25 protein-coding genes are annotated in these 20,879 nt (G+C 66.3%); 5 read left to right on the forward strand and 20 right to left on the reverse strand.

Annotation, left to right across the window (positions count from 1 at the left end; translation table 11 throughout):
• Window positions 1-9 precede the first annotated feature (9 nt).
• The 4 genes from ABRP28_RS06815 (at window position 10) to ABRP28_RS06830 (ending at window position 3,764) form a co-directional block, all read left to right on the forward strand.
• Window positions 10-939, forward strand: a complete 930-nt coding sequence (locus tag ABRP28_RS06815) for an ACP S-malonyltransferase (protein WP_350002544.1) — start codon at window positions 10-12, stop codon at window positions 937-939.
• Window positions 936-1,997, forward strand: a complete 1,062-nt coding sequence (locus tag ABRP28_RS06820) for a beta-ketoacyl-ACP synthase III (protein WP_350002545.1) — start codon at window positions 936-938, stop codon at window positions 1,995-1,997. The genes ABRP28_RS06815 and ABRP28_RS06820 overlap by 4 nt, the downstream gene beginning before the upstream one ends.
• A gap of 79 nt (window positions 1,998-2,076) precedes the next feature.
• A complete protein-coding gene (locus ABRP28_RS06825; RefSeq protein WP_009359314.1) occupies window positions 2,077-2,322 on the forward strand; it encodes an acyl carrier protein in 246 nt (81 codons plus the stop codon).
• A 206-nt stretch (window positions 2,323-2,528) separates the two neighbouring features.
• Window positions 2,529-3,764 (forward strand): beta-ketoacyl-[acyl-carrier-protein] synthase II, encoded by a 1,236-nt coding sequence (locus ABRP28_RS06830; protein WP_350002546.1) that lies wholly within the window; start codon window positions 2,529-2,531, stop codon window positions 3,762-3,764.
• A 92-nt stretch (window positions 3,765-3,856) separates the two neighbouring features.
• Here the strand turns inward: ABRP28_RS06830 and ABRP28_RS06835 are convergent, their stop codons facing one another.
• The 3 genes from ABRP28_RS06835 to dprA form a co-directional block, all read right to left on the reverse strand.
• Complete coding sequence (locus ABRP28_RS06835) at window positions 3,857-4,360, reverse strand: DUF3145 domain-containing protein (protein WP_231457285.1); 504 nt, start codon at window positions 4,358-4,360, stop codon at window positions 3,857-3,859.
• Window positions 4,361-4,601: 241 nt separating this feature from the next.
• Window positions 4,602-5,528 carry a tyrosine recombinase XerC gene (locus ABRP28_RS06840; RefSeq protein WP_350002547.1) on the reverse strand — a complete coding sequence of 309 codons (927 nt, stop codon included), beginning with the start codon at window positions 5,526-5,528 and terminating at the stop codon, window positions 4,602-4,604.
• A gap of 108 nt (window positions 5,529-5,636) precedes the next feature.
• Complete coding sequence (gene dprA / locus ABRP28_RS06845; protein ID WP_350002548.1) at window positions 5,637-6,827, reverse strand: DNA-processing protein DprA; 1,191 nt, start codon at window positions 6,825-6,827, stop codon at window positions 5,637-5,639.
• A gap of 223 nt (window positions 6,828-7,050) precedes the next feature.
• Here dprA and ABRP28_RS06850 point away from each other — a divergent pair, with 223 nt between their 5' ends.
• A complete protein-coding gene (locus ABRP28_RS06850; RefSeq protein ID WP_350002549.1) occupies window positions 7,051-7,455 on the forward strand; it encodes a hypothetical protein in 405 nt (134 codons plus the stop codon).
• 33 nt (window positions 7,456-7,488) lie between these two features.
• Here ABRP28_RS06850 and ABRP28_RS06855 read toward each other — a convergent pair whose 3' ends face one another.
• The 17 genes from ABRP28_RS06855 to rplS all read right to left on the reverse strand — a co-directional run bounded on the left by ABRP28_RS06855 (window position 7,489) and on the right by rplS (window position 20,659).
• Window positions 7,489-7,989, reverse strand: a complete 501-nt coding sequence (locus tag ABRP28_RS06855; protein WP_350002550.1) for a hypothetical protein — start codon at window positions 7,987-7,989, stop codon at window positions 7,489-7,491.
• Between the two features lie 9 nt (window positions 7,990-7,998).
• Window positions 7,999-8,298 carry a hypothetical protein gene (locus tag ABRP28_RS06860; RefSeq protein ID WP_350002551.1) on the reverse strand — a complete coding sequence of 100 codons (300 nt, stop codon included), beginning with the start codon at window positions 8,296-8,298 and terminating at the stop codon, window positions 7,999-8,001.
• A 307-nt stretch (window positions 8,299-8,605) separates the two neighbouring features.
• Complete coding sequence (locus ABRP28_RS06865) at window positions 8,606-9,754, reverse strand: phage major capsid protein (protein ID WP_374152941.1); 1,149 nt, start codon at window positions 9,752-9,754, stop codon at window positions 8,606-8,608.
• 666 nt (window positions 9,755-10,420) lie between these two features.
• Entirely contained in the window at window positions 10,421-10,714 is a 294-nt protein-coding gene (locus ABRP28_RS06870) for a hypothetical protein (RefSeq protein WP_350002553.1), read from the reverse strand.
• A gap of 1 nt (window position 10,715) precedes the next feature.
• The gene (locus ABRP28_RS06875; RefSeq protein WP_350002554.1) at window positions 10,716-11,054 is read right to left on the reverse strand and encodes a hypothetical protein; all 339 of its coding nucleotides are present in this window, start codon (window positions 11,052-11,054) and stop codon (window positions 10,716-10,718) included.
• Window positions 11,051-11,380, reverse strand: a complete 330-nt coding sequence (locus tag ABRP28_RS06880; protein WP_350002555.1) for a hypothetical protein — start codon at window positions 11,378-11,380, stop codon at window positions 11,051-11,053. The genes ABRP28_RS06875 and ABRP28_RS06880 overlap by 4 nt, the downstream gene beginning before the upstream one ends.
• Window positions 11,381-11,640: 260 nt before the next feature.
• Window positions 11,641-13,707: an AAA family ATPase gene (locus tag ABRP28_RS06885; protein ID WP_350002556.1), complete on the reverse strand. Its 2,067-nt coding sequence runs from the start codon at window positions 13,705-13,707 to the stop codon at window positions 11,641-11,643.
• The gene (locus ABRP28_RS06890) at window positions 13,704-13,856 is read right to left on the reverse strand and encodes a hypothetical protein (RefSeq protein WP_350002557.1); all 153 of its coding nucleotides are present in this window, start codon (window positions 13,854-13,856) and stop codon (window positions 13,704-13,706) included. Before ABRP28_RS06890 ends, ABRP28_RS06885 begins: the two co-directional genes overlap by 4 nt.
• The gene (locus tag ABRP28_RS06895; protein WP_350002558.1) at window positions 13,853-14,053 is read right to left on the reverse strand and encodes a helix-turn-helix domain-containing protein; all 201 of its coding nucleotides are present in this window, start codon (window positions 14,051-14,053) and stop codon (window positions 13,853-13,855) included. Before ABRP28_RS06895 ends, ABRP28_RS06890 begins: the two co-directional genes overlap by 4 nt.
• 142 nt (window positions 14,054-14,195) lie before the next feature.
• Entirely contained in the window at window positions 14,196-15,590 is a 1,395-nt protein-coding gene (locus ABRP28_RS06900) for a recombinase family protein (protein ID WP_350002559.1), read from the reverse strand.
• Window positions 15,591-15,595: 5 nt separating this feature from the next.
• Complete coding sequence (locus ABRP28_RS06905) at window positions 15,596-17,059, reverse strand: YifB family Mg chelatase-like AAA ATPase (RefSeq protein ID WP_350002560.1); 1,464 nt, start codon at window positions 17,057-17,059, stop codon at window positions 15,596-15,598.
• A complete protein-coding gene (locus ABRP28_RS06910; RefSeq protein WP_350002561.1) occupies window positions 17,060-17,416 on the reverse strand; it encodes a YraN family protein in 357 nt (118 codons plus the stop codon).
• A 138-nt stretch (window positions 17,417-17,554) separates the two neighbouring features.
• On the reverse strand, window positions 17,555-17,881 hold the full coding sequence (locus ABRP28_RS06915) for a DUF2469 domain-containing protein (protein ID WP_056335405.1): 327 nt from the start codon (window positions 17,879-17,881) through the stop codon (window positions 17,555-17,557).
• Between the two features lie 48 nt (window positions 17,882-17,929).
• Window positions 17,930-18,709 carry a ribonuclease HII gene (locus tag ABRP28_RS06920; RefSeq protein WP_350002562.1) on the reverse strand — a complete coding sequence of 260 codons (780 nt, stop codon included), beginning with the start codon at window positions 18,707-18,709 and terminating at the stop codon, window positions 17,930-17,932.
• Between the two features lie 2 nt (window positions 18,710-18,711).
• Window positions 18,712-19,539: a signal peptidase I gene (gene lepB, locus ABRP28_RS06925; RefSeq protein WP_350002563.1), complete on the reverse strand. Its 828-nt coding sequence runs from the start codon at window positions 19,537-19,539 to the stop codon at window positions 18,712-18,714.
• Window positions 19,540-20,214 (reverse strand): signal peptidase I, encoded by a 675-nt coding sequence (gene lepB, locus ABRP28_RS06930; RefSeq protein ID WP_350002564.1) that lies wholly within the window; start codon window positions 20,212-20,214, stop codon window positions 19,540-19,542.
• Between the two features lie 85 nt (window positions 20,215-20,299).
• Window positions 20,300-20,659, reverse strand: coding sequence for a 50S ribosomal protein L19 (rplS, locus tag ABRP28_RS06935; protein ID WP_066276805.1), 360 nt, complete (start codon window positions 20,657-20,659; stop codon window positions 20,300-20,302).
• Window positions 20,660-20,879: the final 220 nt, after the last annotated feature.

Consider the following 20,879-nt stretch of genomic DNA (forward strand, 5'->3'; position numbering starts at 1 on the left):
GCTGGATACGTGCTTGCAATAGTCTGCCCTGGACAGGGCTCACAGACCCCGGGTTTTCTGGCCCCTTGGCTGGAACTGCCCCCGGTGGCAGGCCAGCTGGCCTCCCTCAGCGATATCGCGGGCATTGACCTGATCGCCCACGGGACCACCTCGGACGAAGAAACCATCAAGGACACGGCCGTAGCGCAGCCCCTGATTGTTGCCGCCGGCCTGGTAGCGGCTGCGTCCCTGTTCGACGTTGAACTCGGCTCCCTTCCGGTCATCCTGGCAGGCCACTCCGTTGGTGAGATCACCGCATCCGCCCTCGCCGGCGTCCTCACCGAGCAGGAGGCCATGACCTTCGTCCGTGAGAGGGCCAACAGCATGGCCGCAGCCGCAGCCGTCACCCCCACGGGCATGAGCGCAGTGGTCGGAGGGGACCCCGCCGAGGTCCTGGCGGCCATCACGGCCGCGGGCGCCACCCCGGCCAACGTCAACGGCGCCGGCCAGACCGTTGCCGCCGGCACCATTGACCAGCTGAAGGCCCTTGCCGGGAACCCGCCGGCCAAGGCCCGGGTTATTCCCCTGAAGGTGGCAGGCGCCTTCCACACCAGCCACATGGCTCCCGCAGTCAGTGCACTCAAGGCGCTGGAACCGCAGCTTAAGCCGCAGGCACCGAAGGTGCCCCTGCTGTCCAACTACGACGGCGGTGAAGTCACCGACGGCCACGCCGCCGTCGAAAGCCTCATCGCTCAGGTCTCACGCCCCGTCCGTTGGGACCTGTGCATGGAGACGATGGTTGCACGGGGCGTCACCGGCGTCATTGAACTCGCGCCTGCCGGCACGCTTGCCGGCCTCGCCAAGCGGGGCATGCCGGGAGTCAAAACCGTTGCGGTCAAAACCCCGGACGACCTTTCCGCCGCATTGGCGCTTTTCGCAGAACTGGAGGGCAACGCATGAGCGTTCCCACGCTGAAACAGGCCCCGATTCAGGAGCACACCCGGATCCTCGGCCTGGGAGCCTACAGGCCGGACGTCATCGTCACCAACGAGGACGTCTGCCAGTGGATCGATTCCTCGGACGAATGGATCCGCCAGCGCACCGGCATCGTGACCCGGCACCGGGCACCGGCCGAAGTGAGCGTCATCGACATGGCCGAGGGCGCTGCCCTGGAGGCCATGGAAAAGGCCGGCATCCAGGCTTCTGACCTGGGCGCCGTCATCGTTTCCACCGTCACCCACCCCTACGCCACGCCTTCCGCCGCGGCCGCCCTGGCTGACCGCCTGGGCGCCACCCCCGCACCGGCCTTTGACATCTCCGCAGCCTGCGCCGGCTACTGCTACGGCATTGCCCAGGGCGACGCCCTGGTCCGGTCAGGCGCAGCCAAGTACGTCCTGGTGGTAGGCGCGGAGAAGTTGTCAGACGTTATCGACAACCGCGAACGCACCATCTCCTTCCTGCTCGGGGACGGTGCCGGCGCCGTCGTCATCGGCCCCTCCGACACTCCCGGAATCGCGCCGTCGGTCTGGGGGTCGGACGGCAGCAAGTGGGACGCCATCGGAATGACCCGTTCAATGCTCGATGTCCGGGACCTTGGCCTGGCTGCCCGGCAGTCGGACTCGACAGGGGACCTTGCCCTGCTTGAGGAAGCCCAGGAGCTTTACCCCACCCTTCGCCAGGACGGCCAGACCGTCTTCCGCTGGGCCGTGTGGGAAATGGCAAAGGTGGCCCAGCAGGCCATGGACGCCGCCGGCGTGCAGGCGGAGGACCTCGTGGCATTCATCCCCCACCAGGCCAACATGCGCATCATCGACGAGATGGTCAAGAAGCTGAAGCTGCCCGAAACGGTTACAGTGGCACGGGACATCGCCGATGCGGGGAACACCTCCGCAGCGTCCATCCCGCTGGCCACCCACCGCCTGCTGGCCGAAAAGCCTGAACTGAGCGGCGGACTTGCCCTCCAGATCGGCTTCGGCGCCGGGCTTGTCTTCGGCGCCCAGGTAGTTGTCCTTCCTTAGGAACGCCCCAACAGGCCGCAACCGCGTCCTGAACCATTTCCGGCAGCCCCTGCCGGCAATACAAGAAAAGGAGCCATCAATGGCTAGCAACGAAGAGATCCTGGCCGGCTTGGCTGAAATCGTCAACGAAGAAACCGGCCTGGCCCCCGAGGCCGTGGAGCTGGACAAGTCCTTCACCGAGGACCTGGACATCGACTCCATCTCCATGATGACCATTGTGGTCAACGCAGAAGAGAAGTTCGGCGTGCGCATCCCGGACGAAGAGGTCAAGAACCTCAAGACCGTCGGCGACGCCGTCAGCTTCATCGCTGGAGCACAGGCCTAGCCAGGGCTTCTGCCGTTCATCGGCACGGCAGGGCTGCCGGTCCGGACGACCGGGCCGGCAGCCCGCCGCATTTTTCCGGCATCCAGCCCTGCACGCCAGCGTTCTCCGGCGCGGTTCTGGCAGCGTCATAGCTTGCAGCAGGATGCCGATCATCAAAACGCGGGACCTCCGGCAGACGGATTCCCCACCGACGAAAGAGTGATCCCATGACACGCAAAGTAGTCATTACCGGTCTGGGCGCCACCACGCCCATTGGCGGCGATGTACCCACGATGTGGAACAACGCGCTCAAGGGGGTCTCCGGTGCCCGCACCCTGGAGGACGACTGGGTAGCCAAGTACGAGCTCCCCGTCCACTTCGCCGCGCGCTGCAGCACCCCTGCCCTGGAGGTCCTCAGCCGCGTCGAAGCCAAGCGGATGGACCCGTCCACGCAGTTCGGCGTCATCGCAGCCCGCGAGGCGTGGGCCGATTCCGGCATCACGGACTTCGACAAGGACCGGCTCGCTGTTGCCTTCGCCACCGGCATCGGCGGTGTCTGGACACTGCTTGATGCCTGGGACACGCTCAAGGAAAAAGGCCCCCGCCGGGTCCTCCCCATGACCGTACCCATGCTGATGCCCAACGGTGTTGCCGCAGCCGTCAGCCTGGACCTCGGCGCACGCGCCGGCGCCCACACCCCCGTTTCCGCCTGCGCGTCCGGCACCGAAGCGCTGCACCTGGGGCTCGACCTCATCCGTTCAGGCAAAGCTGACGTGGTCATGTGCGGCGGCGCCGAAGCGGCCATCCACCCGATGCCCCTCGCAGCCTTCGCCTCCATGCAGGCACTCTCGCGCCGGAATGACGAGCCGGAGCGCGCCTCCCGCCCCTACGACACCGGCCGCGACGGCTTTGTCATGGGTGAAGGTGCCGGCGCGCTGGTCCTCGAAGCCGAGGAGCACGCCCTGGCACGCGGAGCGCGTATCTACGGTGAACTGGCAGGAACGTCAGTCACCGCCGATGCGTACCACATCACGGCTCCGGACCCCGCAGGCCTCGGTGCCACCCGTGCACTCAAAGCTGCCATGTTCGACGGCCGCATCCAGCCGGAGGACGTGGTGCACGTGAACGCGCACGCCACCTCAACCCCCGTGGGTGACAAGCCCGAGTACACCGCCCTCCGTGCCGCACTGGGAAGCCACGTGGACAACGTAGCCGTATCCGCAACAAAGTCCCAGATGGGGCACCTCCTGGGCGCATCCGGTGCCGTGGAGGCCGTTCTGACGGTGCTGGCTGTTTACGACCGGAAAGCGCCTGTCACCATCAACCTGGAAAACCAGGACCCGGAGATACCGCTCGACGTGGTCACTTCGGCGCGCGACCTGCCTGCCGGCAACATCGTGGCCCTCAGCAACTCGTTCGGCTTCGGTGGCCACAACGCCGTCATCGCGGTCCGCAGCGTCTGACCCTTCGGAGTTTGGTTCCGCCCACAAGAGGAGGCCCCGCCGTTTCGGCGGGGCCTCCTCTTTGCTATGGAGAAACGTACGGTCGACGGCGGTCAGCCCACCTGGTGGAGCCAACGGACAGGCGCGCCTTCAGCGGCGTGCCGGAACGGCTCCAGCTCCTCATCCCAGGCTTCGCCGAGGGCGAGGGAGAGCTCGTGGTAGACAGCTGCGGGATCGCCTGCCCCCGACTCGTAGGCGTAACGGATCCTGTCCTCGGAGACCATGATGTTGCCGTGCACGTCTGTGACAGCGTGGAAGATGCCCAGTTCAGGGGTGTGCGACCAGCGGCCGCCGTCGACACCCTGGCTCGGCTCCTCCGTGACCTCATAGCGGAGATGCGCCCATCCCCGCAGGGATGACGCCAGCTTTGAGCCCGTACCGGGGGTACCGGTCCAGGACAGCTCTGCCCGGAACATTCCGGGCGCGGCAGGCTGCGGGGTCCACTCAAGATCCGTCCGCTTGTCCACGACGGATCCGATAGCCCATTCAACATGGGGGCACAGAGCCGTAGGGGCCGAGTGAACGAACAGCACACCGCGGGTCATTGCAACAGACATTCCATCCTCCATAGCTCTAGGTACGTCTTCCCCAACGACCTCTGCCTGGATGGAACTTCCGTGCGCTGCTCTGCGGCTGTGGTTCCTGCCTGCGTATTCAGATGTATCAGATAAAGCAGTGTCCGGACTTACTGTGGCGCGAAAAGCTGTTAGCTTCAAGCGGGACTTGAAAGTTTCCGGACGTGATTCTTATTGTGCCGTACGGCACCAAATTACGCCAGTGCGATTCCAGGCGCCTGCCTTACGCCCTTGGGTGGGCCTGCTGGTAGCTCTTCCGCAGCCGGTCAACGGAGACGTGGGTATAGATCTGCGTGGTGGCCAGGCTGCTGTGGCCAAGGATTTCCTGGACTGCCCGCAGGTCGGCCCCGCCGTCCAGCAGATGCGTGGCCGCTGAATGCCTGAGCGCGTGCGGGCCTGACGCGGAAGTGTCACCGAGACCGGCGAAAAGGTCGTTGACCAAAGTGCGGACCTGCCGCTGGTCCACCCGTCCGCCCCGTGCCCCCAGGAAGAGGGCCGGCCCGCTGTTGTCCCTGGCCAGCAGGGGCCGGCCGCGCCGCAGCCAGTCATCCACGGCGACGGCCGCCGGAACACCATACGGGACAGTGCGTTCCTTGTTGCCCTTACCTATGACTCGCAACGTTCGCCGGTCCGGGTCCAGGTCATCAATATCCAGCCCTGCCAGTTCGCCCACCCGGACCCCGGTGGCGTAGAGCACTTCCACGATGGCACGGTTCCGCAGGGCAAGCGGCGCTCCCTCGGCCGCCGCTTCTTCCAGGGTTGCCAGCAGCCTTGTCAACTGCCCGGCCTGAAGGACGCCCGGCAGGGACTGTTCGCGTTTCGGAGCCTTGAGCCGTAGCGCGGGATCGATGGCAATACGCTCCTCCGCCAGGGCCCAGGCCATGAAAACCCTGACGGAGGCGGACCGGCGGGCCAGCGTGCTGCGTGCCGCGCCGTCCTGGCTCTGGGCCCCAAGCCAGCGCCGGAGGGTTCCGAGTTCCAGGTCCTGGAGCCGGCCGGCGCCTTCAGCGGCAGCAGACTCCAGCAGGCCGCGGACATCACCCAGGTACCCGCGGAGCGTGTGCGGTGAGACGGCGCGTTCTGCGGAAAGGTACCGCCCGAAAGCGGCAAGGGCCTCGCCGAGCTCCGCAGGCAGGTGTTCATTCTCCACCCATCTACTGTCCCAGCTCCAGCATGGAAAGGACGGGTGACACGCTTCGTTCCAGCCGGTGCCTGCATCTTCCCGTGCCGGACGGCCCCGTCCTTCCTGGCAAGGGCATCAGCCCGTTGCCTTGCCGCGTTTCCAGCCTCCCCGCTCTGAGACGGCCAGGCCCAGCAGACCCAGCCGGCCGAGCCCGGCCCGAACTGACTCCTGGCTCAGGCCGGCCACAGCTGAGAGTTTTTCGACGGACGTGGTGGAGCGCAGCGGTAGCGCGTCCAGGAGGATCAGGTCCTCGAGTGTCAGGCCGTCCTGCACCGCAGCCTTCCCTTGTCGTGGATCAGGGAGGGCGGAGCCGCTGGGGCCGGCCAGTTCGGCAATCTCGGCAGCATCCGTCACGCAGACGGCTCCCCCGTCCCGGAGAAGCCGGTGGCATCCGGCTGAGTTGGCGCTGTGCACGGAGCCCGGAACGGCCCCGACGGCACGCCCAAGGGTCTCCGCGTGATGGGCGGTGTTCAACGCCCCGGACCGCCACCTGGCCTCGACCACCACGGTCACGGCGGACAGGGCTGCAATGATGCGGTTACGCTGCAGGAACCGGTAACGGGTAGGCGCCGACCCCGGCGGAACTTCGGCCAGGACAGCGCCCTGGTTGCACACGGCCCGCAGGAGGTCCTCATTTCCTGAGGGATAGAACCGGTCCACTCCCCCTGCCATGACAGCAATGGTGGGGACCGGACCGGTTGCCCCCGCAAGGGCCGCACGGTGGGCATGCGCGTCGATCCCGTACGCACCACCCGAGACTATGGTGAAGCCGCGCTGGGCCAGCGAGTAGGCGAGATCGCCGGTAACGGCGGCGCCGTAGCTGGTGCTGTCCCGTGAGCCCACAAGGGCTATGGATGTTGCCGCTCCGGGCAGCTGCTGTTCCTGTCCGCGCCACCAGAGGCAGATCGGCTCCTGGATTCCGAGGTCAGCAAGCTGGCTTGGCCACAGTTCATCCGACGGTATGATCAGCCGCCCGCCAAGGCGCGCCATGGTGGCAAGATCCCGCTCGGGAGCGAGGTCCGGTATGCGTGGCTGCCAACGCTTGAGGGAGGCGGCCATTCCGGCCCAGCTCGTGGTGGAACCATCGGCCGAAAGCAGCGCAGTGATCTCCTGCTCCAGCTCCGGACCAGCCGGGAGTTGTCCCGTGGCGATCCGCAGGGCGTCCACGGCCCCGGCTACCTGGACGAGGGCAAGGCCTGCAGCGTCCTGCGGTTCCATGAGGCGTGAGAGGGCGGCGCGTGAACGCCGCTCGGTGTCCAGACGCATGGCTGTCTCCTTCATGCTGCGGCCGCCGCTGCCTGCCGAAGCCCCAGCGCCTGTCCGACGTCGTTCGTGTCCGGCTGTGCCCGATACCCCAAATCGGCGAGGGTCCACGCAAGGCCAAGGACAACATTGTGGCAGAGGTGTGTTTTAGCTCCGCCTCACGGGGGCTTATTTGACCCGGACCCTAAGCTTGAGGAGGCAGTCGGGTCACTAGAGGGGGAAGTACATGAGTGTGGAAACTATGCGCTGGATCATAAGCGTCCTTACGGCCCTGGGCTTCATCCTCCCGGCTATCGGCATTGGCCACACTTTCGTAACCGTCATTCAAAAACGCCAGGCCCAGGACCGCGCAAGGGCGCTCAAGGCGGAGATTGACGCTAAATATGAGCGTCTCCAGGAAGCAAACGGCCACTCTGTAGACCTGTATAACGCCAAAATTTCGGAGTACCGGACCAGGAACGTTCCGTTCGCTACAAATGCTTTCGCCACGAGCTTGGTCGAGGAGGCGTTTTACGGCAACGTCGGGGAACGCCTGTCCGTTGCCAAAAAAGACCTAGTGTTCGTGTTTGGCGGCGCCTTGAGCGCCACCGTCGCCAGCATATGGTCCGTCTGGATCCCCTCCGGGGGGTAAACCCTGGGGCAGCCAGATCCGGCCGTTGAGTTGTTAGTTCTCCTTGTGAGACGTTGCAAGTTCGCTACCGCTCACGTCGTCGCTAAGTTTAACTATCCCCAAATCTGCCTGGGCAATAGAAATGTACTCCAGCTTCAACCTGTCAAAATTTTCAACCGCTTGGTCGTACGCTGATTCGTCGCGGCCAGCCATAGCCGTGTATACGTCTCCCGAAGCATCGTCAAGCGCCAACGCGGCCCTCCGTACCGCGGGAGGGGCCAACAGTTCAAGCTCCCCGAGTTGAGATTCCCGTAATGCGGAGACCGCTTCGTCCATCTTGTAACGCCCCGCCCAACAGCCCGTGCAAACGACGACGAGCATTTCCGACGTCTTGAGAAACGCCCCGTAAGCTTTCACCTTTTCATTGCGCAACCACTTTGCATGTTCCTCGCTACTGGTAGCAATTCTGTTGTAAACACTGAACGCACCGGCCACGATGCCGCCTCCAAATGCACTAGCCAGTAGCGGAAGCAGGAACGTACTCAAGTCAGTCACTAGGTCATGCTACTGGCCCGCCGCTTTGCGCGCCTGCGGCTTGGCGGCAGCGTTGTGGATCCCGCGGACCGCGGCCAGCCCGTTCCGCGGCTTGCCCGCCTGGGCGGGCGCGGCGGCAATGACGGCGTTGAGTGTCCGGACCGCGGTGAGGTACGTCCCCGCCAGCCGGGTCCCTGGTCCCTCCGGCCCGGCCGCGTCGCATTGCTCCGCCAGAGTGCGGACCAGTTCACAGAGTGCCAGGTGTTTGCCGGTGATGGCGCCCCCGGCGGCGGTGATGGTGGCCTCCACGGCCTCAGCGTGTCGTCCCATGTTCCTTGTCCTGTCGTTGCGGACGTCTGCCCGCGTGGTGGTTTTTGTGCCGGAGAGGGGGCGGACACTCTCACGGTGGACTGGCTCGCCCGGAAGTCTCCAGCGGCGTGAACCCCCTACCCTCACCTGGTCCAGCGGGGCGGCGGTGGGTATAGGAGCGCCCGCCAGCGGCTGGGGTGCTGGCGGGCGCTCATAGTGTTTCCTGGTGGCGCTGGCGGGCGTTGACGCCGGGACTAGAACTCCCCGACTGTTCCCGCCATCCGTCCGCGCTCTCACGCGGTGAGGTTGACGCCACCGTTGTGGGGGATCAGACGGTGACGAACGTTCCCTTGAGAACGGCCGCAGGGCGGCGTACCTCCAGGTTGAACCGGCCCTCAGTGCGGGCCTGTACCTGGTTGCGCTGGAACATTTCCCCGGGCGTTCCCCACTCGGTCACAATGCCCTTGTCCCGGCCGATGACGGCGGCGCCCTCACCCAGCAGGTAGTAGGCGTTGGCGGCGAGTGAGTTGCTGAGGGCCACGGGGACGCCCCATGCCTTGCGGGTTTCGGCGTCGATGGCGTTGCCGGTGTCGAACTCCCCGGAGGTGTTGCGCTTGATGGTCAGCGCCTCCCAGTCGTTGGGGTTGAGGATGAACTGGGACGGGACCTCCCCGGCCGTCTCCAGGCGGGTGAGTGCCTTGCGGAGTTCCACCAGCTTGTCCGTGTTGCCAGCGGTGGAGGTGAATGTCTGGATCCCGGACGTGTTGGCCAGGCCGGTGAGGTTGTCCCCGGTGCCGTTGCCGCTGAGGACCTGGGCCTCCAGGGCGGTGAGGACCGCCTGGGACAGTTCCGCCCCCACCCAGGTCTGGAGCGCCTCCCCGTCTGACAGGACAAACTTGTCAATGGGTTCGGAGAGGGTGGCAATGACGGAGAGCTTGCCGTCCTTTTTGACCAGGGACACCACGGAGGTGGGCTTGAGGGCGCCGCTGGATACCACGCCCGCGTTTTCGGTCCGGACCGACTGGGCCAGGTATGAGTACACAGCGGGCCGCTCAACGGCGGGGATGGCCTGGAGGAATGACCGGAGGGGCTGCCCCAGTGCCACAGGCGTGGTGTCGATGAGGGGCGTTCCCACAACTACGGAGCCGTTGGTGACCAGGGCCTTGGCGCCGTCCGGCCGGGTGCCTTTCATGGCGGTTGCCAGGCTGTTGGCGTGGGCCTTGGATCCGAGGTCAAGGTACTGGACGCCGTCCCCGGCCTCCTCACCCTGGGGTCCGGCCACGTCCGCGATGGCCTGGATGGCGGATTTCTGGCCGCCGACGCGGGCAATGGTGGCGTCATAGCCCTTGATTTCCGCGTGGAGGGCCTCGATCTGGTGGACCTCCTGGTCCGTGAGGTCCCGGTCACTGGACTTGGCGGCGTCAATGATGGCGTGGGCGGACTTGAGGGCGGCGGCACGTTTTAGATGGATGCTCATGATGATTTCCCGTTTCATGGTGAGTTTTGAGGCGCCGCGGTCCACACGGGGACGGGCTGGCGCCGTTGAGGGGTTGACGCGGGAGGTGAGCGGGCGGGCTGGTTACCGCTGGCGTCTGCCTGGTGCGTCTGAAACGAGACGGGTTCCTGGAGCTACTTACTCGCTGGTTACCGGGTTGCCCCGGCCTCCACAGCTTTAGCGTGCTCCGCTATGTGGCCTCAAGGAAAAGCGTAGCCTCTGAAAACAGGAATTAACAGCGTGGCGTCACAACTCGCCGTAGCGGGATGCGTGTGAACAACGCGAGGAGGTCCACACGCAACCCCTCGCGCTACCGGCTCAGCACAATAGCCAGAACCGCAAAGGCGGCCGGGATCGTCCAACGCAGGAGCGCATAGAGGATCCTGTGCCAGCAGTAGGGATCTTTGTGCTTTTTATTGGGGTCGGGCATTGGCCGTCTCCTTAGTAAAAGGCTGCAATGCTCCTGCACCCTCCGGTTGCAGGAGAGCGGTTTCCTGCCTACGATGAGCGCAGAAGCAATTGCAGCGTGACCGCTGGTTGTTTCGTCAGCGAGTACCCTTCGAGCGGCTAACTTTTCGGGTATTCGCTGACGCTTTTAAGCTACCAACGAACGCGGACTTGTGGCTGGTTTACGCCGCAGGCGGAGCGTTATAACTCCCCAGTCGCACTGTCCCTCTCGATGGCGTAGAGCCGTGCAAGGACCTCATCCACCCGCGGCGTCGGAGTGGACACTAACCAGACGGTCATCCCGGCGTAGAACGGTGACTCCCAGCCGATGGCCTCCAGCTTGACGTCCTCCTCCAGGGCCAGGGCGTGGACGGCCTCCTCCTGGGCCTTGGTGCATTCCCCCATGTCCCGCCGGTCAATCTCAATCCGGGTGACCGCGGACCGCTGGTCCAGGATGAGCCGGGCGCCGCCGGGCGTCTGCCGTTTGTTCGCCATGTCAGAGGTCCCTTGGTCCGAGTTCGCGGCGGAGAGCCTCATAGCGCGACTGGGCTACCCCATGCCTCTGGCGGGCCATGAGGTCCGCCGCCAGGCACAACAGGGCCTCCGTGAACGGGTCCGCGGTTGGGTGGCCCAGGATCTTCTCCACCGCCTCCCCCATGGTCATCCCGTCCGCCAGTCCAGACCGCCACAGGTTCTCCATGTATTCGGCCCCGATGATCTGGACCACGCGCGGGTCCCCCTCCACCAGGGCGGTGACCGCCTGGACGGCCAGGGTGTGCTTGTCCGCCGGGATGGCGTTGTTGATGAGGGGGAATACTTCGTTTTGGCTGTTCATCGTCCCTGTCCCTTGCTTTCGATTTTGAGTGTCGCCTCAGCGATCATGTGCTGTAGTCCGGCGGTGCCCAGTCCGCCCGTCTGTTCATCCAGGGCGCCAACGTGGATTCCGAGGATCCGGCCGAGTCCGAGGATGAGGCCCGTTGCGGCGGCGTCATCCCCGGACCGCTGGGCGGCCTCCAGAATGTTGTCCAGAACCGCGGCCACGCCCAGGCGGTCCTCCGCCCGGAACGCCAGACCCAGGCGGGCCGCGTTGGCGAGGTCCACGTGCCGGATTTTGACGGCCTCCGTGAATGTCTTGGGCTGGCGGTTTTGGCTGGTTGTCATGGTGTCCTCCGTGGGTGTCTGTTGGGGTTGTGTTGTCGTCTGGTGCCCGCGGTGACCGGGACGCCGCTCCTATAGGGAGGAGGAGCGGCGGTCACCTGCCAGGGTTTACCGGGTGCCGGGGGTGACCGGAGCGGCGCGGTCACCCTGCATCCCTTTACTGGCGCGATTTTTGGGGTGGGTGACCGGGGGTGACCGGACGGTCCGCGGTCACCTGTTTTGGACCGGTCCGGAGGGTAGGTGACCGCGGGGTCCGCGGTCACCTAAATCAGCCCCTCAAGGGAGTCCTGGACGGGCATCCCGTGGCGGTCCCGGCGGGCCTTGATGGCGGCGTCCAGGACGTTGTTGGAGGCAGTGATCCCGGACCCGGCAAGGGCGGCCCGCAAGGTCTTACGGCCGGTGTCCCGCGGGAGGTCCTCCTGGTCCATGAACGCCACCACGGCCGCCTCCTTGTGCCGGAACGCGGCCACCGGCCCGGCACCCTCCACCTTGTGCCGGAGCGGGTTCTGGAGGCGCTCAAAGATGAGGGTTTTCTCCGTGATGGGCATCCGGGCCGCCTCACAGTCCAGGCGGAACGTTTTGTCCTGGACCACGGTGGAGAGCCGCCACACGGCGTCCACGTCGCCGGACTTGGCGGACCCGCCGCGCTGGCCCTTGGTTTCGTCCTTGCCGGAGTGGTCCAGCCGGACCAGGGAGACGCCGCGCTGTTTCAGCTTGAGGCCCGTGTGCCGGTAGAAGTTGAGCCAGGTGTCATTTTCGTTCTCCAGGCCCTCCACGGCACGGGAGACGGTGTCCACCACCACCACCTCAGAGCGGTAGGTGTCCAGCGCGGCCATGAGTTCCAGGGACCCGCGCTCCGTGTCCAGCGCCGCCATGGACGGGAATGACAGGTAGTCCAGCCGCCCCAGGTCCGCCGCCTGGTATCCCATGGCCTTGAGCCGCGGGATGACGTCCGCGTCTATGTCGTTCTCAAAGTCCACGTAGAGGACCCGCCGAGGTGCGGGGACGGTGCCGAGGACTTCCCGGCCGGACGCCACGGCGGCGGCGATCTCCAGCATGAGGAGGGACTTTCCCATCTTGGGCGGGGAGTACAGCGCCACCAGCCGCCGGGCCGGGAGGATCGGCTCCACAATCCACTCCTGGATGATGGGACGGTCCCAACGGTCCGCCCAGTCCACCACCGGGAGGACCCGCTCCACCACGCCGGGGACCTCCACAACGGCCGGGGCCGCCTCAAGTACCGGGGCGGGGACGGCGAGCGCCGCGGCCCGGTCCTCCGGCATGATGAGGCCGTCCAGCTGCGTGAGCGGATCCGCGCAAGGATCCGCCGTGGCCACGGACCCGGCGGCGGCGATATTGACGGCGCCGTCCTGGAGGCGGTCCCATTCCGCGGCGGCCTCCTCCCGAGTGCGGTCACCGGCTACGGCGTCAAGGAACGCGGTCCGGACCACGCCCAGGGCCTCCAGCGCCCCGTTGTGGCCCTCCGCCGCCAGGTGGCAGACACCCATAGCGGCATCCATGGCCGCGTCATGCCTGGAGCGTTTCCCCAGAGCGAGCGCGGCGGCGTAGCCCTGGGCGGCGTGGGCCATCCTCCGGCATGGTTCCCCGGTCCCGTGGGCGCCCAGCCAGGCGTTGACCGCCGCGAGGTCCAGGTTGGCGGCGGTGACGTCCCGCTCCGGGGCGCCGGAGGTGAGGGCGTCCACCCAGGACTGGGGCAGGGGTGCCAGGTCAGCGGGGGTGGGGACGCCGCTGGCGCGGGTGACGCCGTCCGGCCCGGTCCAGCGGTAGGTCCCGCCGTTGGGGTGGACGGAGGGCCAGACCACGGCGTAGCGGTGCCTGGTCTGGATGACCTCTATCCCGTTGCCCAGGTCCCCGGGCCAGCGGAGGCCCTCCGGCACCTGGTAGAGGCGGATCCCGGAGACGCCGTCCGCCCTGGATCCGGTCCGCCAGGTTTCCGGCAACGGCCCATAGGCGTCCTGGAGTGCGGCCAGTGTGCCGCCGCCGTCCTTGCCGCCGTAGTGGTCCACGTCGATCCCGATAACCCCGGCGGGGAGGCGGAGGGCTATGTTGCCGTCCGGGAACGTCTCCGCCCAGTCATAGACGTCCGAGTAGCTGGGCCACGCGCCGTCCCGTCCCGTGTACCCGCTGGGGACGGGCTTTTTCTGGCGGGGCGGGATGGGCAGGACTCCCAGCCATCCGGCATCCCGGTAAAGGTCGAACGCCTCCGCATAAACGGCGCCTCCGCTGGGTACGCTAGGGACAGGTAAAGCTTGGCCGCCTTGCTGGTGAATTGCCCCGGACTCCACGCCGGGGCTTTTCTCTGCCCTCACTGGGAGTCACCACCCAGGCGGAGCAGGACCGCGATACGTTCGGACTGTTCCGGTGTCAGCGGCGGCCACGTCTCAACCAGCTTGCGGACGTATTCGGCCATGGGGACGGCCCGGGGTTCCGCCGCCGTTGCGGCGCCCTTGGCGCTCACTTGGCACCACCGGCCGGGATGGGCTTAGCCTGGGCGCGGACGTCCTCAATACGGACGCGGACGGCGCGGGGGCCAATGCGAAATGCGGGAAGTGAGCCGGACTCGATGAGGCGGCGGACGGTACGTTCTGAAGTGCCGACAATTTCAGCGGCTTGGGCCAGAGTCAAAAACTCCGGCCCGGCAAGACGTTGATTCATTTTCCCAACCTCTGGATTTTCATCCGCAAGGCTGGTGGTTCGGTCTGCCTAGCTTGGTTATCGGAACCTTGCTAGGTGTACATCTCAAACTTTAACGCCGCCCGTGTCCTGTCCTGTCATTTATTGGCCGGGCGTGTCGCGTCTATTTCGGTTCGATGATGACCGTTTCCGGCCGAAACGTCCTAACCCCGCGCCCAGGCGGGTGGATGGTGACCGTAACCAGCATGTCCACCACGGCCCGCCGCCGCGCCGTGTCCATGGCGTCCCACGCGGCCTGGACGTCCCCGGCCAACACCAGCGGCCCCAGGGTGTCCACCTTGGCCGAGTCTGCCAGCGCGGCCTCCGCCTCCGCCAGCTTGCCGCGGAGACGCTCCGTGGCGGTCCGCAACTGGGACGCCGTCAATTCCCCGTCCGCAAACTCAACGGCCAGGCCGTCCAGGCGTTCACGGAGCGCCATGGCCTGGGTACGCATGCCCTCAATGTCCGGGCCGGTGCCGGTACGGAGTAACCGCGCGGCGTCCGGACGTGACAGCCGCGCCACGATCACCTGGGAGACGTAGTCCTCTACCGGCTCCGCCATCCGGGACACGTGGCCCGTGGTGGCCTTGCAGCGGTAGCCGCGGACGCCGGGCCGGGTGTTCCCGGCGCCATGGATACCTCCGCCGCAAACGCCGCAAAAAGCCAGGCCGCTGAGGAGGTACGTTTCAGACCGCGGGGCGGTCCTACGGCGGGCGGGATCCTTGAGGACGTCCTGGACCGCCAGCCAGGTCCCCTCCTCCACCAGGGCGGGCCACACGGCGTCCGCCACAATCTCCCCCTTGTGCGCCCGCTTGCCCATGTATCGGGGGTTGGTCAGGACGTCCTTGACACTGCTCCGCGTCCAGGGTGAGGGCTCGCCCTTGTGAGCGGCCCCGTAGCGGGTCTGCCCGGTGACCAGCCCGCGACTGTTCCACTCCCGGGCGATACCGGCAATGGGGACACCGGCCAGGAGGGCGGCGTAACCATCCCGGACCGCGGCGGCCTCCTGCTCCCGGACCGTAACGCCGTCCGGCTCATAACCAAACGGACGGCGCCCGCCGGTTCTCCGTCCCGCCAGGGCGGCCTGGGCGTTCGCCCGCTTGTGCCTGTCGGATTTCATCTCAACCTCCAGCCGGGCGGAACTTCCCAGCATGTCCGCCACAAAGCGGCCCGCGGCGGTGCTGAAATCCAGGTCCGCGCCGTTCACCAGGGACAGGAGGACGCCCTTGTCCCGGCAGAGTTCATAGAGTCGCAACTCATCCCGGCGGTTCCGCTGGAGGCGGTCCAGGGACCACGCCACCAGGACGTCCGCCTCCCCCGCGGCTATGGCCTTGAGCGCTCCCTCAAAGCCCGGGCGGTGCTTGCCCGAGTAGGCACTTATGTCGTTGTCCGTCTCCACTCCGGCCACGGTCCAGCCCCGTTGCTGGGCCAGGCGTTCACAGTCCTCACGCTGGCGCTGGACCCCGGCCGCAAGTCCGCCGCGGTCCTCACTGATACGTACATAAACAATTGCTTTCACATCTGCTACATTAGCGTCCTTGTCAGCCGGAGTACGCGGTCATAGCCGCGTGCCGTCAGGACGCCGCGCTCCAGGGAAAGGTCCAGGATGCGGGTTACTGCCGGTGCGAGCCGAAGCTCGCTCCGGAGGATGCGGCCGGGGACCTGTGCATTGGTTTCCAGCCCGTAAGGCGTCAACCGCTCCAGCTGACGGGCCCGTGCACCGAGCACCCGCCGCGCGACGGTTGCAGTGTCTTCCTCCGCCCCTGCCTGTCCGAAGTCGGCCAGGGAAACCCTTTCCACCTGCAGTTGGATGTCCACCCTGTCGAGGAGCGGACCGGACATCCTGGCCATATACCGCCGCCGCATCATGGGCGTGCAGGTGCAGTCGAGCCCTTTCCCGGAGGCCTTGCCGCAGGGACAGGGATTCGCCGCGAGGACCAGTTGGAACCGTGCGGGATAGGCAGCGGTTCCGGCTGACCGGTGAATCACCAGTTCACCGCTTTCCAGGGGCTGGCGGAGGGCATCCAGCACCCGGCGCTCGTACTCGGGCGCCTCGTCGAGGAACAGGACGCCGCGGTGGGCGCGGGAGGCGGCGCCGGGCCGGGGAAGGCCCGAGCCGCCCCCGATGATGGCCGCGGCCGTCGCGGAATGGTGCGGACTTTCAAACGGTGGCCGCCGGAGCAGCTGCACCGATGACGATGGCAGTCCGCACAGCGAATGGATGGCCGTGACCTCCATTGACTCATGGTCCCCGAGATCCGGCAGGAGCCCGGGCAGTCGTTCGGCCAGCATGGTCTTGCCGGCACCGGGCGGGCCCGTCAGCAGCAGGTGGTGTGCCCCGGCGGCTGCGACTTCCAATGCGCGCCGGGCATCGCCCTGGCCGGAGACGTCAGCCATGTCAGGATAGGGGCCGGCTTCCGCGAATGCATCCCCGGTGCCGTCCGCGTCCTCGGGTTCGAAATCCAGCGCAAGCTCCTGGGGGTCCGCGCCGAAGTCCAGCGCCAGCCGGGCAAGGGTGCTGTATCCCCGCACGTGCGCATCAGGAACCAAGGACGCCTCGGCAAAGTTTGCCTGCGCCACCACGATATCCGGATATCCGGCCTGCACCGCGGCCATCACCGCTGGAAGGATGCCGCGGACCGGGCGCAGCCGGCCGTCGAGTCCCAGCTCGGCAATAAACACCGTCCGCCCGGTGGGCTTGATGTCATTGGCGGCGCGGAGCACGGCCATGGTCACCGCCAGGTCGAATCCGGATCCCCGCTTGGGCAGGGAGGCAGGGATGAGGTTGGCGGTGATCTTCCGGCGGCTCAAGGGAATTCCGGAGTTCTTCGCGGCCGAGCGGATCCTTTCCTTGGCCTCGTTGAGGGAGGCGTCCGGCAGGCCGAGGAGCACGAAGCCCGGAAGGGTCTGGCCGATGTCAGCCTCGACCTCCACGATGTATCCGTTCAGCCCCACCAGTGCAATGGAGTAGGTGCGTCCCAGCGGCATTCAGCCCACCCCCCGGAGGTGCTCCACCAGGGGCGACCCGCCGCCGTCGTCAATCACCGCAATGACGTCAATGCGCCGCAGCGGCATTCTCAGCTCACGGTCCCGGCACCACGCGGCCCCAAGCCGGTGCAGCCGCGCCAGCTTGTCCGGTCCCACGGCCTCAAAAGGATGCCCGTAATCGAGGGTGCGGCGGGTTTTGACCTCGGCGATCACCAGGGCATCGCCGTCCAGCGCGACGATGTCTATCTCGCCCTCCGTGCAGCGCCAGTTGCGCTCCACCACAAGCATGCCGAGGGTTTCCAGGTAACCGGCGGCAAGGTCCTCGCCGTGCCGGCCCAACAGGTCTTTCGATTTCATGTCTACCTCCGCAACCAGCTTGGACGGGCTGGAACGCGAAGGACAGGACGGCCGCCCCCTATGTGGATGAACCGGGGCCGGGGGTCCCTGTGCAGGGAAGGTCAGCTGTGCCGGAGAAGTGCGCGGCAGCGCACAGTATTAGTTGCCCAGGTCAACATCCTTGGGCAGGGCAAGCTCCTCGTTGCGCGGCAGCTCTTCGACGTTGACGTCCTTGAAGGTCAGGACGCGGACGCTCTTGACGAATCGTGCTGAGCGGTAGACATCCCAGACCCAGGCGTCCTGCAGGGTCAGGTCGAAGTAGACCTCGCCGTCGGCGCTGCGGGCCTGCAGGTCCACGTGGTTGGCCAGGTAGAAGCGGCGTTCGGTCTCGACAACGTAGCTGAACAGTCCGACGACATCGCGGTATTCACGGTAGAGCTGAAGCTCCATGTCGGTTTCGTAGTTTTCAAGATCCTCGGCACTCATGCTTCCATCTTGCACTATCGGCGGGGCGGCCGGTGCCCGGTGCGGGGGTCAGTCCCCGGCGGCGGCGTCTTCCAAGCCCGGGCCTGCATTGTCCGTCAGCCCGCCGTCAGCCAGTTCCCCTCCGAGGAGCCGCCAGCTGATCCGGTGGTACGGCGTGGGCCCGGCGGCTCGGAGGACATCCCGGTGCAGTGCGGTGGCGTAGCCCTTGTTGATGTCCCAGCCAAAGTCCGGGAAGTCAGCATGGAGCTCCCGCATCATCCGGTCCCGCTCAACCTTGGCGATGACGCTGGCCGCCGCCACGCTAAGGCACTGCATGTCCGCTTTGACCTTGGTGTGCACGGGGGCGTCACAACTTGCCACGGCCGGCTCGTCGAACAGGGACAGCTGTTCGGCAGGTGAGAGCCAGTTGTGGCTTCCATCCAGGAGCACTGCCTCGGGGCGGATCCCCGCGGAAAGGACCTCCAGCCATGCGCGGGTTCCTGCAAGGCGCAGCGCGGCGATGATTCCCACCGAGTCGATTTCCTGGGCGGAGGCGTGGCCCACCGCCGAGGCGACGCTCCAGCGGCGGACCAGCGGATCAAGCCGTTCACGCTCCGCCGGGGTGAGCAGCTTGCTGTCCCGGACGCCGGCCAGGGGCTTCTGCCGTTCCAGGTCCACCACGGCGATGCCCACGCTGACGGGCCCGGCAAGCGCGCCTCGCCCCACCTCGTCCACGCCTGCAAGGTACCGGATCCCCTGGGCCTTGAACGTCCGCTCGTGCCTGAGCGTGGGGGCCTTGGCCTGGGGAACCCTGGTGGAGCCCATCCTGGGCTTAAGTGCGGCGGGCATAGTCAGGGCGCCGCCGGAACGTTGCGGAACACGTCCGGATAATTGCCCAGGGTAGTGAACCGGCTCAGCGGCCAGGCGATGACGGCCGCCTTGCCTTCGAGGTCGGCGATGTCGATGAATCCGCCGTCGGAGTCCATGTGCGCCCGGGAGTCGGCTGAATGGTTCCGGTTGTCACCCATCACCCACACCTTGCCTTCGGGGACAGTTACGTCGAAGTTCCGGATCTGCGGGACCTCAGCCGGATTGATGTAGCTCTCGTTGATGGGGGTCCCGTTAATCGTCAGTCTACCGCCGGCATCGCAGCAGACCACGTGGTCCCCCGGAAGTCCGATGACCCTTTTGACCAGGTGCTGCTCGGAGTTGTCGGGCAGCAGGCCCACGAACGTCAGTCCGTCCTGGACCCAGGTGAACGGGCCTTGCGGTTGTTCAGGCGCTGCCTGGAGCCAGCCCTTGGTGTCCCGGAATACCACGACGTCGCCGCGGTTCAGCGCGAACGGCTCTGGGACCAGGAGATTGACGAAGATGCGGTCGTCAACTTCAAGTGTGTTGACCATGGACTCGGACGGGATGAAGAAGGCCCGGAAGAGGAATGTCTTGATTAGGAAAGAGAGGACGACGGCGATCACCACCACCGTGGCCACTTCCTTCAGCCATGCGAAGACGGGGCTGCCGGCGGGCTTCGCCGCTGACTTGGCGGCGGCGCGGCTGCCCGCGGCGCCGGACGCTTTCGCGTGCCCATCCTGGCCGGGAGTTCCGGAGACGGCATCGGCCGGAACGCCCGAACCGCCGTCGGGGCGCGGTTCAGGGGTCCGCGCGTGGTTCTCGGGCATCTACTGTCCGTTCTCTGTTGTTGGTCCTGCAGGCGGACGGGGTACTGAAGCAAATCTATCAAGGGGCCAGATGATCTGGACCGGCCGTCCGATCACCCTGTCCACCGGAACCATGCCGCCGCCGGGGGCGCCGAGCAGGCTCCGTGAGTCGGCCGACAGGGACCGGTGGTCCCCCATCAGCCACAGCCGGCCTTCCGGGACCACGGCACTGAATTTTTGGGTGCTGGGGGCATCACCGCTAAAGATGTAAGGCTCCACCAAGGGTTCACCGTTCACCGTCACGTTGCCGCCGGCGTCGCAGCAGGCCACCGAGTCGCCTGGGAGCCCGATGACCCTCTTGACATAGGTGGTGTCGCTGCCGGTGAGGCCGAGCCATTGGGTAACGGCGGCCGCGGTGTCCACCAGGGGGCCGTTGCCGCTGTTGAGCGGGGCGAAGGTGCCCCTGCCGTCAAAGACGACGATGTCCCCGCGCCGGATGGGTTCAGTGCCGAATCCGGTCCGGGACACCAAGATGCGGTCCCCGCCTGCGAGCACAGGTTCCATAGACGCGGAGGGAATGAAATACACATCCAGCCAGAGCGAACGGACCAGTCCGCTGGCCGCAACGGCCAGGATGACGGCCAAGAACGCAAAACGCCAGCCCATTTTTCGGGGCTGGCGTTTTGTGTGGTCCATGGTCCGTATCCTGGGCGCTGGTGCTGAATGGCTCCGGCGCTGGCCGGATACGGCCGCGGCCCGGCCTCTGCAGGTCCGAAAGGACTTACTTGGCGGTGCTGAAGTCGCGCTTTTCCTTGATCTTCGCAGCCTTACCGCGCAGGGCGCGCATGTAGTAGAGCTTGGCGCGGCGGACGTCACCCTTGGTAACGACCTCGATCTTGTCGATGATCGGGGAGTGGACCGGGAAGGTACGCTCCACACCGACGCCGAAGGAAACCTTGCGGACCGTGAAGGTTTCGCGGACGCCGTCGCCCTGGCGGCCCAGGACGAATCCCTGGAAAACCTGGACACGGGAGTTCTTGCCTTCGATGATGTTCACGTGCACCTTGAGGGTGTCACCCGCGCGGAACTCGGGAACATCGGTACGCAGCGAGGCTGCATCGAGGGAATCGAGAATATGCATAATTGCACTCCTGGTGAACGCCACAGGTCATTCACTTTGGGTCACGGCAGGAGAACCTGGTGCGCTGGTGGCGCACCGGCGATCTCCGCCGAAAGTTAAGTAGCCCGGCCCCTTCACTGATTGATGAGGCCGGTTGTCTTAGCTGTTGGTTGCGCTCCCCCTGTGGCAGGTGCGGACCCAGTAGACACAAGGACTAATTTTGCCACACTGCGGAGGCTAC

It is taken from the genome of Pseudarthrobacter sp. WHRI 8279, from assembly GCF_040224115.2.
GTDB lineage: Bacteria > Actinomycetota > Actinomycetes > Actinomycetales > Micrococcaceae > Arthrobacter.